Source organism: Acinetobacter sp. YH12076 (assembly GCF_013419525.1).
In the GTDB taxonomy this organism is placed as follows: domain Bacteria; phylum Pseudomonadota; class Gammaproteobacteria; order Pseudomonadales; family Moraxellaceae; genus Acinetobacter; species Acinetobacter amyesii.
This window is the reverse complement of the sequence record NZ_VOZY01000005.1, coordinates 166,980-182,490: the sequence shown is the minus strand read 5'-3', so window position 1 is coordinate 182,490 and position 15,511 is coordinate 166,980. Positions and strand designations below refer to the sequence as shown.

Below are 15,511 nucleotides of genomic sequence, written 5' to 3'. Positions count from 1 at the left end.
CAAATGACTATGGTTTTGGTTACTTTTGCCGAAACAAAAGTAACGAGATAAGCTACTGTCAACGAAGTTATTCTCGATCAGATTCCGCCGTAGAAGCCTGAATAAGCAGTTTTAATAAATAACTATTTAGGCTGCATACGAATCGCGCCATCAAGACGTATCACTTCACCATTGAGATAAGCATTTTCAAAAATATGCGTCACTAATTTTGCAAACTCTTGTGGTTTTGCTAAACGTGGTGGGAAAGGCACCATTTTCCCCAAAGCATCTTGTACATTTTGTGCTAAGCCTTTGAGCATCGGGGTTTCCATAATGCCCGGAGCAATAGTCATCACACGAATCGACTCACGTGCAAGCTCACGTGCAAGAGGTAATGTCATTGCAACCACTGCCCCTTTAGATGCTGCATAAGCCGACTGACCAATTTGACCATCAAAAGCAGCAACTGACGCCGTATTCACAATCACGCCACGCTCTTCTTCACCCGCTTTTAATTCATATTTAGCAATCAGTTGTGCCGCATAGCGCAGCATATTAAATGTACCTGAAACATTAATATTTAATACTTTTTGGAACATCGCCAAATCATGCAATCCGTCACGACCTAAAACTTTTGCAGAGGGTGCGATACCGGCACAGTTCACTAAACCATTGAGTTGACCAAATTCCGCTTCAACTTGTGCAAAGAAAGCGCCAACCGCTTGTTCATCAGTGACATCCAATTGAACAAATTTGGCATGATCACCCAGTTGACGTTGCATCGCTTCGCCATGCTCATGATTCATATCCACAATAATCACTTTTGCACCCAGGCCAATCAGATGTGTTGCTGTCGCAGCGCCTAGTCCTGATGCACCACCAGTCACAACAAAAACTTTTCCTTTAATGTCCATATCAATTCCCTATTTACGATGTCTTGTTTTAAATTCGACTTAAGATGCAGAGTAAACAGAGAATTTATTCAGTACAATTTCCAAATGTTGCATCTTTTCTGATGTATTTGGACAATTCTGAACAAGGACCTATCCGCACATATGCCGAAGCATGGACTCGAATACAGCAAAGGGACGATTTCAATCGACTTGGTGCATGAAGCATTACACGATGCGCAAAAAAAGCACTTTGATATTTCTGCTATTTTACAAAAGTCTGGTATACCCTCAGAGTTACTGCTATCAAGTAAGACCAGAGTTTCCGTTTCACAATATGCGGCTTTATGGACTCATCTTGCAGATGTGATGGATGATGAATTTTTTGGCATGGATCGGCATGCCATGCGACGTGGTAGTTTTAAGCTACTGTCGAAAATAGTCATGCATAACAGTACCTTGGGTGATGCACTCAAGCAAATCCTACAATTTTTAAATCTGGTTTTAGATGACTTGCATAGTGATTTAATCATTGAAGATCACTTTGCTTATATCGTGATCTATGACCAACATGCGCCTAAACGCATGTTCAGCTATGCCACATATTTAATGCTTATCCATACGCTACTGTGCTGGCTAAGTGGTCAACGGATTTTATTAAACCAAATCCAATTTAAATGTGATGCACCTATTGATGATCACGACTACAAAGTTCGCTTCTGTGAAAATATTCATTACCAAGCCAGTCAAAACTACATACAGCTCGATGCCAGTTATTTAAGTCTACCAATCAAGCAAAACACACGTTCGTGGTATCAATTCTTACAACAAACACCTGAAAACCTTTTGGTACGCTTTAAAAACCCGTATGCGCTCAGCAGCCAAATTCGTAAACAACTGTTAGACGTTCCTCCTGCCGAATGGTTAGAGTTTTATGAGTTGGCGGTCAAAATGAATATGTCGGAAGCCACGATGCATCGCCGTCTTAAAAGTGAAGGTGTGAGTTATCAACAACTCAAAAATGATATCCGACGAGATACCGCCATCGATTTTTTAACCCATACCGATAAAAGCTTACAAGATATCAGTGAAGAACTAAATTTTCATGATCCGAGTGCTTTTCATCGGGCTTTTAAAAAATGGACAGGTGTCAGTCCTGGTGCATATCGACAAAATAATGCGCCTGAATTCAAGGCCTAAAATTTGATATTCGCTATTTATAAATTGAATATTCATCTAATTAATAGAAAATCAATAACTTAAAAATATTCAATAAATAGACTGACCATTCATCCTTGAACGATTGCTACTTTAGTCTAATTAGGTTATTTTTCACTCAATTTAAAGCACTTTGCTTATTTTTTTCTAATTCTCCTGCATCTCCTTGAAAGGCTTTCCTATGCTTAAGATGATTGATGTTCTTGAACAACAACTTGTTCAAAACTTTTCAGATTCTCTTTTCACTCAGATTGACGCAATTGATGAACTGTTTCACGAACAGCTTAAAACTGTTGCAGATATCGATTTGCAAAATTTGATTTCACAATTTTTTAGCACTGAAAATGCAGTTGAAGTTGCTCATGCACTGGATATCCAAGCAGATGACATTGAAGCAATTCAAGCAGGTGCAAATCTAAAAGATGAAAATTTAGTGAGTGCAACTGCAAAAATTATTGCTTACTGTCTTGCAGTAGAAACATCAGCTTTAGAACAAGTTGAAGTCTCCGATAGCTTACAAGACTACCCAATGTAAGTATTGATCACATATAAAAAGCAGCGAAAGCTGCTTTTTTATTGGAAAAGTTATTTTAAGTCTGTAATTCACTATAATTTTTGAATATTCTTTACACTAAAATATCTAAGCATTTTTCATGCAAGTTTACACATTAATTTATATAACGAAATTTCATCACAATTAAATCCAATAAAGTATTTTAAATCAAATACCTATATTTGATTTATACGCTTATCTCGATTTCTATTATTCTTAGCATTTATTCTGTTTTGTTTCTGAAATATTTCCGTCGTATCTATGTGCTCATAATTCAACACTTGATTGTGAACGATATGACTTCCCTATTTAAAAGCTCAAAACTAATTTTTTCTACGCTGACATTCAGCCTATTCAGTAGCTCTATCTTTGCTGCTATTCCTTCGACACTTAAACTGGATTATGCCTACTATGCACCGACCAGTTTAGTGGTGAAGGAACAAAAACTCTTAGAAAAAGCATTACCCAAAACACAAATTAAATGGGTCTTTAGCCAAGGTAGTAATCGCTCACTCGAATATCTCAATAGTGGCAGTGTGGATTTTGCCTCAACAGCAGGACTTGCAGCCGTTTTGAGTCGTGCCAATGGCAGTCCGATTAAAACCGTATATATACAGTCACAGCCTGAATGGACGGCATTGCTTGTGGCAAAAAACTCTCCGATTAAAAGTCTGAAAGACCTCAAAGGCAAAAAAATTGCAGCGACCAAAGGAACCGATCCATTCATGTTTACTTTGCAGTCGTTGGAAACAGTCGGCCTCAATAAACGTGATGTGCAATTGGTACATTTACAACATCCTGATGGAAAAACAGCTTTAGAACGTGGTCAAGTCGATGCATGGGCGGGATTAGATCCACTCATGGCATCGGCACAGGTACAATCAGGCGCGCGTTTGCTTTATCGAAATGTGGGTTTTAACAGCTATAGCGTTTTAAGTACCAAACAACAATTTAGCCAGCAAAGTCCTGAAGCCGTTGAAGCTGTGATTAAAGCCTATGAACAAGCACGACAATGGGCCAAAGCCAATCCAGATAAATTAGCCGAATTATTGGCACGTGAGTCTAAGCTTCCATTGGCTGTTGCCAAGCTCCAGTTAAGTCGTACCAACTTTGATCAAAATATCCCAACAGCTAAACACATTGCGGCCTTAAAGAAATCTGGCACGATTTTGACTGAAGAAGATTTAGTTCGTAAAGGAACCAATGTCAATCAAGTCATTGACCAACTTTTTGAAGCACGTTATGCGAAAAAGGTTGTGAAATAACATGTTATCATCACTGACTCAACCCAAAATCAATACAGCGGTTTCGACCGCTTCCGATTCATCAAACCATATAAAACCCAAGTTGATCTTGATTTTAAAAGGTCTTGCTCTACCTGTGGTTTTATTGCTGCTATGTGAAATCTTGGTCAAAAATGGTGTTATCGAACCGTATCTACTCCCCGCTCCGAGTAGTCTTTGGCAGTCATTTATAGAGTTATCTGAAGGTGAACTTTGGCAGCATATCTGGACTAGTACTTGGCGGGTATTTTTAGGCTTTTTTATTGGTAGCGGACTTGCTCTGATTTTTGCACTCTTAGTTGGTTTGAACGAACAAGCCGAAGCATTTTTGGAACCTACATTTTCAGCAATTAAATCTATCCCTAGTTTGGCATGGATTCCCTTACTGCTCTTATGGTTAGGTATTGATGAATCATCAAAAATCATCCTCATTGCCATAGGTGCTTTTTTCCCGACCTATACCAATACCGTTGCAGCAATTCAAGGTGTAGACCGAAAACTCATTGAAGTTGCTCAAGTTTATCGTTTGAAATATTTGAGACAGATTCGTGAGATTATTTTACCTGCAGCATCACCGGGTATACTTACAGGCTTACGCAATAGTTTAAGTTTGGCGTGGATGTTTATGATTGCTGCCGAACTGATTGCAGCCACGCAAGGTATTGGCTATTTGCTCAGTGATGGTCGTGAAACCTCACGTCCAGATATCGTGATTATCGCCATTATTCTATTGGCACTCTTAGGGAAAATCACCGATAGCCTAATGAAATATCTAGAACAATATCTAATGCGTTGGCGAGATGTGGTGAAGTAAACCTATTTTCTACACTTGCAAATGCACACATACAAACGCTCACATGTGAATTGAAAAACAAAAAAATAAAGCGCATTCAATGCGCTTTATTTTTGACTATTTCTCTAATACCAAATCAATGTTGCCACTGACCTAAGCTGACACGGTCATTGCCACCATAATCTTTTACAGTCCGAACATTTCGATACCCAGCTTGTAAGAACAAATGTCTGACCGCTTCACCTTGGTCATAACCATGTTCGAGCACCACCCAACCATTCACGGTTAAATGTTTTTTGGCTTGAAGAATGATTTGCTCAAGATCTGCAAGCCCATGATTGTCTGCAACCAAAGCACGTTCAGGCTCTGTCGCCAAATCCTTCATGTGTACATCCTCAGCATCGATATACGGCGGATTTGACACAATTACATCAAAGAAAGCACGTCCAAAAGGTTTTAACCAAGAACCTAAGACAAACTGCACATGTTCAAGATCATGCTTTTTGGCATTAAATTCAGCAACTTCCAATGTAGGTTCATAAATATCCGAAGCCACAATTGACCAATCTGGACGTTCACTGGCTAATGACAATGCTACTGCACCAGTTCCTGTTCCTAAATCGACCACACGAGCATCTTCTGGAAGTTCTAAACGCAGTACAGTTTCAACAAGTACTTCCGTATCAGGACGTGGCACCAAAGTATCTTTAGTCACTTTTAAGTCTAGCGTCCAAAATGGCTGAGAACCTGTGACATATGCCAAAGGCTCACCTGCTGCAATACGTGCAAGTGATGCGACATATTGTTGTTCTTGCTCAGCTGTTAATTCTTGATCCTTTTTCATGATTAAATCAAACGAATCAATCTTGATGATATGCTCTAACAACCACGCATTTTCCTGACGTTCATAACTTTCAGGTTCACCACGATAGGCCAAAGCCTGTGCAATATTCATTAACCACCATTCTGCTGTGCTAATAACGCCAACTGATCGGCTTGATATTCACGATGCAAACTATCTAGCAATTCAGTCAAATCACCTTCCATCACAGCATCTAACTTATACAAAGTTAAATTAATACGATGATCAGTCATACGGCCTTGTGGATAGTTATAGGTACGAATACGCTCAGAACGGTCACCAGAACCCACCAAGTCACGTCGCATTTCAGATGTCGCTGCATCTGCCGCCGCACGTTTGGCATTTTCTAAACGAGAAACTAATAACGCCATCGCTTTGGCTTTGTTTTTATGTTGTGAACGTTCATCCTGACATTCTACAACTGTACCCGTTGGTATATGGGTAATACGCACCGCGGAGTCAGTTTTGTTAATGTGCTGACCACCCGCACCAGATGCACGATAGGTATCAATACGTAATTCTGAAGGATTAATTTCAACACTAGTGTCTACATCAACTTCCGGCAAAATCGCAACAGTACATGCCGAAGTATGAACACGACCTTGTGACTCAGTTGCAGGAACACGCTGTACACGATGTGCACCACTTTCAAATTTCAAACGACCATATACGCCTTCACCATTGATGAGGCAAATCACTTCTTTATAACCGCCGTGTTCGCCGTCATTTTCAGACAACACTTCAATACGCCAACCTTGTGATTCAGCATATTTACTGTACATGCGATACAAGTCACCCGAGAAAATTGCAGCTTCGTCACCACCTGTTCCGGCACGGATTTCTAAATAAGCAGAGTTCGCATCATTCGGATCTTTTGGAATCATCAGAATGTTTAAGTCTGCTTCAAGCTGACCAATCAAAGCTTTATTTTCTTTAATTTCTTCAACAGCCATTTCTTTGAAATCTGGATCCGTCATCATTACTTCAGCAGTTTCAATATCTTCTTCTGCTTGACGGTATTTTTTCCAAACTTCGGTGATTTCAGATAAATCACTATGCTCACGAGACAACTGACGGAAACGTTTATTGTCTGAAATGACTTCTACATCTGCGAGTAATGCATTTAATTCTTCGTGACGGTCAGAGAGCTGATCTAATCGTAAACGTAACGATTCTTTCATTTTTCAAAAAATCTCAATACACAGGCTCTACCGCTAAACTTTCACGGATATGCCAAAATTCAAAATAATGGCGCTAGTGTACCGATAATGGGTCTGAAATGACATATTTATTGTTTTTTGGCCTATCTATGAGCCTAAATATCAAAATGTGAACTTCATCACTCCTACCTTTCTCCACAAAGTCGTACAGATTTTCAGCATTCGACCGTTTTTTTCACAATATTAATAAAACTTATACAAACTAGACACTCAAATCACTAAATAAAGTGAAAGCTCTCCATATTTATAGCGAATAGTTTTGTTACATTTACTGCCATCGAAATGATTATGAAAAAGTCCTCGCGTTTATGAAGGACATGGAGTGAACTATGAAACTGAATACTCTTTTAATGACAGCCACTCTAGCAACTGCTTCTATGTTCACTGTGTCTGCAAATGCAGATAGTACAACACGCGTTGCTGCAGCTAGTGCATTAGGTAGTGTTGCAGGTACTGCAATTGGTAAAAACATGGGCGGTAATACCGGCGCTACAATTGGTGCTGCTCTTGGTGGTGCTGGTGGTGCTGCGGTAGCAAGTAATAAACGTAACCGTACAGAATCTGCAATCGGTGGTGCTTTAGGTGGCGGTACAGGTTATACCGTTGGTAAAAGCATGGGCGGTACAAACGGTGGTTACATTGGTTCTGCACTAGGTGCTGCTGGTGGTGCGGCTTTAGGTAATAAAATCTCTAAAGACAAAGCTTACGACAAACAGCAAGAACGTAAATACAAAAAACGTTACCGTCGTCGTCACTAATTCAAAATTAGTGAGTCCAAATTTATTGGATAGTGAAAAGAGCACCTTCGGGTGCTTTTTTTATGTATCGCCTTTTTTCAAATGATAAATACAACTTTATTTATTGCAGCTCATACATATGTAGATTTGCCTTCTCTCCAACCAAGTCATCAATCATGTAGAAATAAAGTGCAAAATTTACATTGCAGCAACGGAACACGTATTTTATTTCACATCACGCTCCAAATATTCGCTATGTGTTTTCATATATTGATATCAACAGATAAACATCATGCTTCGTAAGGAGTTTAAAAATGAAAATTAATAAAATTCTATTCAGTGCAGCAATTGCCGCTTCAGCGCTTACTATGACTGCAACACATGCAGGTAATAGCACCAATACTGCATTAACATCTGCTTTAGGTGGTGTTGTTGGTGCAGCAATCGGTAACCAAGTTGGCGGCCAAACTGGCGCAATGATTGGTTCAGCTATTGGTGGCGGTGCAGGTGCTGCAGCATCGGCGAACAAACGTGACCGTAATGGTGCCATCATTGGTGGCGCACTTGGTGGTGCGGGTGGTTATACCGTAGGTAAAAACATGGGCGGTACAAACGGTGGTTATATCGGTGCTGCACTTGGTTCAGCCGGTGGTTCTGCACTAGGTAAAAAAGTGTCTGAAGACCGTCGCTATGATGACCGTTATAATGGTCGTTATGATGATCGCTATGACCGTCGTTATAACAACCGTGGCTATCGTACCAATAATTACAGCTACAACGACCGAGGCTACCGTGGAGACAATGGTCGTCACTTAGGTTGGTACAAAAACGGTAAACGTTAATCGATATATTTCAATGGAAAAAAATCAGCACCTTCGGGTGCTTTTTTTGTATATAAAAAAAGTTTAGATATATCTAAAGTTGTCTTTTTACACCGCCCCACACCATATCGAATTTATTCGATATACATTCAGCTTTTTATATCGTATTATTTCGATATAAAGATCTCTGAGAGAAAACATGCGTACTCTAGCCGATACAAAATTTTCAATACTTGAACTCGCACCTGTTCGAGATGATAAAACCATCGAATTTTCACTCAAACATGCACTCCAGTTAGCACAGAAAGCAGAACAACTTGGCTATGAGCGTCTATGGTTAGCCGAACACCACAATATGGATGGCATCGCAAGTTCTGCAACTGCGGTTTTACTCGGTTATCTCTTAGCAAATACACAATCCATCAAGCTCGGTTCAGGCGGGATTATGTTGCCCAACCATGCACCTTTGGTTGTCGCTGAACAATTTGGCACGCTTGAAACGCTATATCCCGGCCGTATTGAACTCGGCTTAGGTCGTGCGCCGGGTACTGACCAAACCACCATGCGCGCTTTACGCCGTGGCCGTCAGGAAACCGAAGATCAATTTCCACAAGATGTTCTTGAGATTTTACAATACTTCAAAGCACCTGAACCTCACCAGCGCATCATTGCCACACCGGGACAAAATACACATGTTCCCGTATGGCTGCTAGGTTCAAGTTTATTCAGTGCACAACTCGCTGCACGTTTAGGTCTACCCTATTCATTTGCTTCACATTTCGCACCACGCATGCTTGGACAAGCAATTCAGCTCTATCGTGAAAATTTCCAAGCATCCGAATATTTAGATCAACCTTATGTGTCTATGGGCGTACCAACGGTTGTTGCTGAAACAGATGAAGAAGCAGAATATCTAGCAACGAGTGCTTACCAACGGGTTTTAGGTTTAATGCGTGGTCAAAGTTTAAAACTCAAAGCTCCGGTCGACAGTATGCAAGGCTTATGGTCTGCTGCAGAAAAGCTGTCTGTTGATAATTTCTACGCTATGGGACAAGTCGGTTCAAATGCAACCGTTCGATCAGGTTTAGAAAACCTACTCACTAAATATGACGTTGATGAATTTATTTTCACCTGCGACATTTACGATACCGATAAGCGCATTGAAAATTTCGAACGTTTAATGCAAATCAAAAATGATCTAGCTTAAGACTCTAAGCTTGATGATTTAATCCAAGCGTTTGATCCGTCTAAAGCCAGAATTGCGATTACGTCTTTTGTGGCTCTTTTAGACGGATACAACCGAGAACAATGCTTTGGCTAACATTTACTAAAGCTACACTTAAAAACCATCATTGCCTCAACGAAATAATTGCTTTACTCATTTTTATTACTGTATAAATATTAAACATAAGCAAAACAAAGAGAAAAATAAGCAGATGAGCCAATATATTAATAAACCCACACCCGCATTTATCGCAGCAAGTTGGTGTGCACTGATCTTAGGCGCTGTGGTGTTTTGCATAGGTTTATTCAAGGCAAATATGATGTTGAATGAAAAAGGCTTTTATCTCATTTTATTGCTCTATGGATTATTTTCATCGGTTTCACTACAAAAAATCATTCGTGACCGTTTAGAAGGAATGCATGTCACTGCAATCTACTTCGGACTTTGCTGGGCATCCGTCATTATTTGCCTTGTACTTCTTGCCATTGGCCTTTGGAATGCTGAACTGGCATTAAGTGAAAAAGGTTTTTACATGATGGCTTTCCTAATGAGTTTGTTTGGTGCAGTTGCTGTACAAAAAAATATTCGTGATATGGACTATTTACGTACACACACCGACCAACCCGAACTTAAACATTTAACCACGAGTCAGCTTGACTATAACTCACCAGATGATGAACCACTTTAAAACTCACAAAATTTATAGATCTCAAAAGCTGTTCATGCAGGTCGCTCATTGTTTTATCGATCTGCTTGAGCGGTTAATGAACTACAACGCATAAAAAAATCAGTTCACTCCTAGAAATGTATAAATGACAAGGGCCAAGCAAATCAATTCTAGACAAATTGTATGACTCATCAGACTGAAAAAACGCTTTACCCCGACTGGCCCATCACAGAATATATTCCTATCTAAGACTCAACTAAAAAAACAAAAGACAAGGAATAAATATGGCCAACAAGCAGGATGCAACCCACCATATTTTTAATAATCATCTAGAGGATTTTGAACACTTTCGTGGAACGATCATCAGTTCAGAACAGATCAAAGATTATGACTTTAAGAAGCAAAAAATCGCAATTATTGGGATAGATCAGCATGTGGTCTCTGAATTGCACCATCTATGTCAGGTTGCAGATAACATCATGGTCTATCAAATCAAACCGCAATTTGTCTTACCACGCACCGAACGTCTACTGAATAAATTAATCCAGCACCCACTGATTGCAAAAAATCGACGTTTATTTAGCAATCGTATTAAGAGTATTTTGGCGATTCGCTTTTTAGAAGATCAAGTGCCGAACCATTGGTTAAGACATTTACTCAGTCCAAATACCGCAATTCAGAACAAAACCTTCCTAAAATCTGATCATTATTATGCAGCATTACAGCAGCCAAACTGCATCTTAAATACTTGGCCAATTGCAAAAATTCAGAGTAATTCAATCACGGCTTTAGATGAGCATACGTTTGAGTGTGATGTCATTGTTCGCAGTGAATCTAACCAATCCAAAGAAAAGTAATGACATTGCAATTATTTTCACATGACATCTATTAAATTTTTGTGATTGATCAAAAATCACAATACCAAAAGCCATCTCTGGCGGCTTTTGGTAGCTCCCCTACTATATTGGATACTTCAATTCGATAAGGCTAAAAATTCTTATAAACTCATAAATGAAAAATAGCTTTATCAGCTCTATTGCATAAATCATGCATCAGCACTACACCTGTAGATAGAGCGAGTTTATAGAGGTGTAACTTTGAAATAATTATGATCAATATAGCTATAAGAAGATTAGTCAAACCAATAATTTTTTCAGTGCTTATTTTTTTACACAGCTCTATTTACTCCTTAACTGTAAGTTGAAAAATTTATATTGATGCTTATGTTCAACCGATATTTACCTATATTGTTATCTATATTTAATAGGAAAATAACAGATTGAAATCCAGTTTAAATATCAATTTATATCGGAGTTTAGAGCCTGAATGTTATTAATTTGACTATTTTTCACCCATATCAATTAAATAAATGGTGCCATTTCTTTATATTTAGCACCCAAAAGCAACTGTTTGATTATTTTTTATTCTATTTTCTGCCTATTTTTTTAGCATTTAAATCAGTATTTTTGAAAAATTGATTAAATATTAAACCATATCAGCTAAATCTTGTATTTACACAACTCATATCAAGTGGATTATTCAGGCTTAATTCATAGATAAAAATACAGCAAAACACGGATTTTTATAAAAGATTTGTGCTGTCAATTTGGCCATATTTTATAAATTTTCAGGCAAAGAAATTTATCGAATTGGTACACAAATGAATGCAAAAATTGCTTAAAATTTAAGTCTAAATATTGAGGAAAATTTTCATCAATATCTTAAATATTTATCATTCATTAAAAGTATGACAAACCAGAAATTAATACTATTTTTATATAATTTATACAGTAATTTATTATCATCAGAAGAGCCACCAAAGTGGCTCAATTTACATTTAACCAATGCGACGCTTCAGTCCGGTCATTTGTAAAACACGTGTAGAAATTTCTTCAATCGACATTTCTGAAACGTTTAAGTATTTAATACCTTCAGAAATATAAATACCTTCAATCGCACGTAGTTCCATTTGGCACTGACTAAAACTTGCATAACGACTATTGGCCTTACGCTCTGAACGAATTGCTACAAGGCGCTCTGCATCAATCATCAAGCCAAACAACTTATGTTTATGCTCACGTAAAACTGCAGGTAAACGGTTGTCATCCAAATCTTCTTCTGTCAAAGGATAGTTCGCTACACGAATACCAAATTGCAAAGAGAGGTAGATGGAAGTTGGTGTTTTACCCGAACGTGATACCCCGATTAAAATCAAATCAGCTTTATCATAATGACGAGTACGTGCCCCATCATCGTTATCTAAAGCAAAATGCACCGCATCAATACGTGCTTTATAAGACTCAGAATCTGTTACTGCATGGGTCTGACCGACTAAAGTCGTAGGTGCAGTGCCTAACTCGTCAGACAATTTACTAATAAGCCCTTCAAAAACATCAAGATTTATCGCATTTGCAGTATTAATAATGTCACGTACATACGGGTCTACAAGGGTATCAAACACCAAAGGCTTTTGACCGTCTTGCTGCGCTCTAAGATTGATCTCTGCAACCACATTTGTAGCAGCTTCTTCAGAGGTAATATATGGAATAATATGAATGTCAAAATCTACATGAGGGAACTGGGCTAACAGTGAGTGTCCAAGGGTTTCTGCGGTAATCGCGGTACCATCCGAAACAAAGAAAACACTACGCTGAATCTGTTTACCTTCTGACATTAAAATTCTCCTCCAAAATTTGTCTTAGTGCTATATAATCTTTATAGTAAACCATCTTACATGACTGTCACTTAGTAAATTTAGAATGCTAAGTAATTTGTTATAATTTCATGCCAAGATAGTGATTAATACTGCAAAAGTGGAGTAACAACTTTGGAAGCGCGCGTAATTGGTCTAGAAAAATTAGGGAAACACGACGTAGAACTCGTGGGTGGTAAAAACTCATCATTAGGTGAAATGATCAGCCATCTAGCAAATGCTGGTGTATCTGTTCCTGGTGGTTTTGCTACTACAGCTCAAGCATATCGTGAATTCCTCGAGCAAAGTGGCCTAAACGCTAAAATTAACGCTGAACTTGCTGCACTAAATGTTGACGATGTAAATGCACTTGCTGAAACTGGTGCAAAAATCCGTCAATGGATTGTAGACACTCCGCTTACAGCTGAACTTGAAACAGAAATTCGTGAGGCTTTCACAGCTCTTTCAAACGGCAACCCTGATATTGCGGTTGCCGTTCGCTCATCTGCAACAGCAGAAGACTTACCAGATGCTTCATTTGCTGGCCAACAAGAAACTTTCTTGAACATCCGTGGTATCGACAACGTCCTTATTGCGATTAAAGAAGTATTTGCTTCACTTTATAACGACCGCGCAATTTCTTACCGTGTACACCAAAACTTCGCACATGACGTCGTTGCGTTATCTGCAGGTGTTCAACGCATGGTTCGCTCTGAAACAGGTGCAGCTGGTGTAATGTTTACACTAGATACAGAATCTGGTTTCCGCGACGCAGTTTTCATCACAGCTTCTTATGGCTTGGGTGAAATGGTTGTACAAGGTGCAGTTAACCCTGACGAATTCTATGTATCTAAACCACTTTTAAATGCAGGCAAACACGCTGTATTACGTCGTAACCTTGGTTCTAAACACCAAAAAATGATTTATGGTGAAGAAGGCGCTGCTGGTAAATCAGTGGTTGTTGTAGACGTTGAAAAAGCAGATCGTCAACAATTCGCTTTAAATGACCACGAACTTCAAGAACTTGCTAAACAAGCATTGATCATTGAAAACCATTACGGTTCAGCAATGGACATCGAATGGGCGAAAGATGGCGATGATGGCCAAATCTATATCGTTCAAGCACGTCCTGAAACTGTGAAGAGCCGCCAAAACGTGGGCACAATGGAACGCTACCTTCTTAAACAAAAAGGTAATGTTATTTGTGAAGGTCGTTCAATCGGTCAACGTATTGGTTCTGGTCGCGTTCGTATCGTGACTTCGATCAAAGAAATGGACAAAGTTCAAGACGGCGACGTACTTGTATCTGACATGACTGACCCAGATTGGGAACCAGTAATGAAACGTGCAGCTGCGATTGTCACTAACCGTGGTGGCCGTACTTGTCACGCTGCGATTATTGCACGTGAGCTTGGTGTTCCTGCAATCGTAGGTTGTGGTAATGCGACTGAAGTATTGACTGACGGTCAAGAAGTGACTGTTTCTTGTGCTGAAGGTGACACAGGCTTTATTTACGAAGGTGCTTTGGACTTTGAAATCCAACGTAATTCTATCGAATCTATGCCTAAACTTCCGTTCAAAATTATGATGAACGTAGGTAACCCTGACCGCGCATTTGACTTTGCTCAAATTCCTAACGAAGGTGTTGGTCTTGCTCGTCTTGAGTTCATCATCAACCGTATGATCGGCGTACATCCTAAAGCATTGCTTAATATTGACAGCCTACCACGTGAAACTCGTGCTGCTGTAATGTCACGTACTGCGGGTTATGCATCTCCTATCGAATTCTATGTTGAAAAACTAGTTGAAGGTATTTCTACACTTGCTGCAGCGTTTGCTGACAAACCAGTGATTGTTCGTATGTCTGACTTTAAGTCAAACGAATATGCAAACTTAATCGGTGGTAAGTTATACGAACCTGAAGAAGAAAACCCAATGCTTGGCTTCCGTGGTGCAAGCCGTTATGTGTCTGACAATTTCCGTGACTGCTTCGAACTTGAATGCCGCGCACTGAAAAAAGCACGTGACGAAATGGGCTTAACCAACATTCAAATCATGATTCCTTTCGTACGTACTGTCGCTGAAGCGAAACGTGTTATTGAATTGTTAGCGCTTAACGGTCTTAAACGTGGTGAAAACGGTCTTAAAGTGATCATGATGTGTGAACTTCCAACTAACGCATTATTGGCTGAACAGTTCCTTGAACACTTCGACGGTTTCTCTATCGGTTCTAACGACTTAACTCAGTTAACACTCGGTCTAGACCGTGACTCTGGTATCGTTTCTCACCTATTTGATGAACGTGATCCAGCCGTTAAAGCACTTCTTTCTATGGCAATCCATGCTTGTCGTAAAGCTGGCAAATACGTAGGTATTTGTGGTCAAGGCCCTTCAGATCACCCTGACCTAGCTAAATGGTTAATGGAACAAGGCATTGAGTCTGTTTCGCTTAACCCAGACTCAGTATTAGACACTTGGTTCTTCCTTTCTGAAGAAAAAGCTCAACAAGCTTAATAAACTGTGTTAAAAAAAGACCCACATGTGGGTCTTTTTTTTTATTTATACTTTTAC

At 39.3% G+C, this 15,511-nt stretch carries 14 protein-coding genes; 10 read left to right on the top strand and 4 right to left on the bottom strand.

The annotated features are described in order from the left end of the window. Nucleotides 1–122: 122 nt before the first annotated feature. Nucleotides 123–893, bottom strand: a complete 771-nt coding sequence (locus FTU22_RS06560) for a 3-hydroxyacyl-CoA dehydrogenase (protein WP_078193953.1) — start codon at nt 891–893, stop codon at nt 123–125. Between the two features lie 141 nt (nt 894–1,034). Between FTU22_RS06560 and FTU22_RS06555 the strand changes: the two genes are divergently transcribed. The 4 genes from FTU22_RS06555 to FTU22_RS06540 all read left to right on the top strand — a co-directional run bounded on the left by FTU22_RS06555 (nt 1,035) and on the right by FTU22_RS06540 (nt 4,737). After that, on the top strand, nt 1,035–2,069 hold the full coding sequence (locus FTU22_RS06555; RefSeq protein ID WP_180093577.1) for an AraC family transcriptional regulator: 1,035 nt from the start codon (nt 1,035–1,037) through the stop codon (nt 2,067–2,069). A 199-nt stretch (nt 2,070–2,268) separates the two neighbouring features. Next, nucleotides 2,269–2,622: a hypothetical protein gene (locus FTU22_RS06550; RefSeq protein ID WP_078193955.1), complete on the top strand. Its 354-nt coding sequence runs from the start codon at nt 2,269–2,271 to the stop codon at nt 2,620–2,622. Between the two features lie 314 nt (nt 2,623–2,936). Then, on the top strand, nt 2,937–3,905 hold the full coding sequence (locus FTU22_RS06545; RefSeq protein ID WP_078194005.1) for an aliphatic sulfonate ABC transporter substrate-binding protein: 969 nt from the start codon (nt 2,937–2,939) through the stop codon (nt 3,903–3,905). 70 nt (nt 3,906–3,975) lie between these two features. After that, nucleotides 3,976–4,737: an ABC transporter permease gene (locus FTU22_RS06540; RefSeq protein WP_373886245.1), complete on the top strand. Its 762-nt coding sequence runs from the start codon at nt 3,976–3,978 to the stop codon at nt 4,735–4,737. 115 nt (nt 4,738–4,852) lie between these two features. Here FTU22_RS06540 and prmC read toward each other — a convergent pair whose 3' ends face one another. Both prmC and prfA read right to left on the bottom strand, forming a co-directional pair. Further along, nucleotides 4,853–5,671: a peptide chain release factor N(5)-glutamine methyltransferase gene (gene prmC / locus FTU22_RS06535; protein ID WP_180093573.1), complete on the bottom strand. Its 819-nt coding sequence runs from the start codon at nt 5,669–5,671 to the stop codon at nt 4,853–4,855. After that, nucleotides 5,671–6,759 carry a peptide chain release factor 1 gene (gene prfA / locus FTU22_RS06530; RefSeq protein WP_078193958.1) on the bottom strand — a complete coding sequence of 363 codons (1,089 nt, stop codon included), beginning with the start codon at nt 6,757–6,759 and terminating at the stop codon, nt 5,671–5,673. Before prfA ends, prmC begins: the two co-directional genes overlap by 1 nt. Nucleotides 6,760–7,127: 368 nt before the next feature. Between prfA and FTU22_RS06525 the strand changes: the two genes are divergently transcribed. The 5 genes from FTU22_RS06525 (at nt 7,128) to FTU22_RS06505 (ending at nt 11,105) form a co-directional block, all read left to right on the top strand. Beyond that, nucleotides 7,128–7,556: a glycine zipper domain-containing protein gene (locus FTU22_RS06525; RefSeq protein ID WP_078188571.1), complete on the top strand. Its 429-nt coding sequence runs from the start codon at nt 7,128–7,130 to the stop codon at nt 7,554–7,556. Nucleotides 7,557–7,849: 293 nt separating this feature from the next. Continuing rightward, entirely contained in the window at nt 7,850–8,377 is a 528-nt protein-coding gene (locus FTU22_RS06520) for a hypothetical protein (protein ID WP_168377731.1), read from the top strand. A gap of 178 nt (nt 8,378–8,555) precedes the next feature. Continuing rightward, entirely contained in the window at nt 8,556–9,563 is a 1,008-nt protein-coding gene (locus tag FTU22_RS06515; protein ID WP_180093571.1) for an LLM class flavin-dependent oxidoreductase, read from the top strand. Between the two features lie 229 nt (nt 9,564–9,792). After that, nucleotides 9,793–10,269 (top strand): inner membrane protein YiaA, encoded by a 477-nt coding sequence (gene yiaA, locus FTU22_RS06510; RefSeq protein WP_180093569.1) that lies wholly within the window; start codon nt 9,793–9,795, stop codon nt 10,267–10,269. A gap of 263 nt (nt 10,270–10,532) precedes the next feature. Next, nucleotides 10,533–11,105 (top strand): flavoprotein, encoded by a 573-nt coding sequence (locus FTU22_RS06505; protein ID WP_180023505.1) that lies wholly within the window; start codon nt 10,533–10,535, stop codon nt 11,103–11,105. A gap of 980 nt (nt 11,106–12,085) precedes the next feature. Here the strand turns inward: FTU22_RS06505 and FTU22_RS06500 are convergent. Beyond that, nucleotides 12,086–12,922, bottom strand: a complete 837-nt coding sequence (locus FTU22_RS06500; RefSeq protein WP_078193964.1) for a pyruvate, water dikinase regulatory protein — start codon at nt 12,920–12,922, stop codon at nt 12,086–12,088. 153 nt (nt 12,923–13,075) lie between these two features. On the opposite strand from FTU22_RS06500, the gene ppsA reads away from it, so the two are divergent. Beyond that, nucleotides 13,076–15,454, top strand: a complete 2,379-nt coding sequence (gene ppsA / locus FTU22_RS06495) for a phosphoenolpyruvate synthase (RefSeq protein WP_111884281.1) — start codon at nt 13,076–13,078, stop codon at nt 15,452–15,454. Nucleotides 15,455–15,511 lie beyond the last annotated feature (57 nt).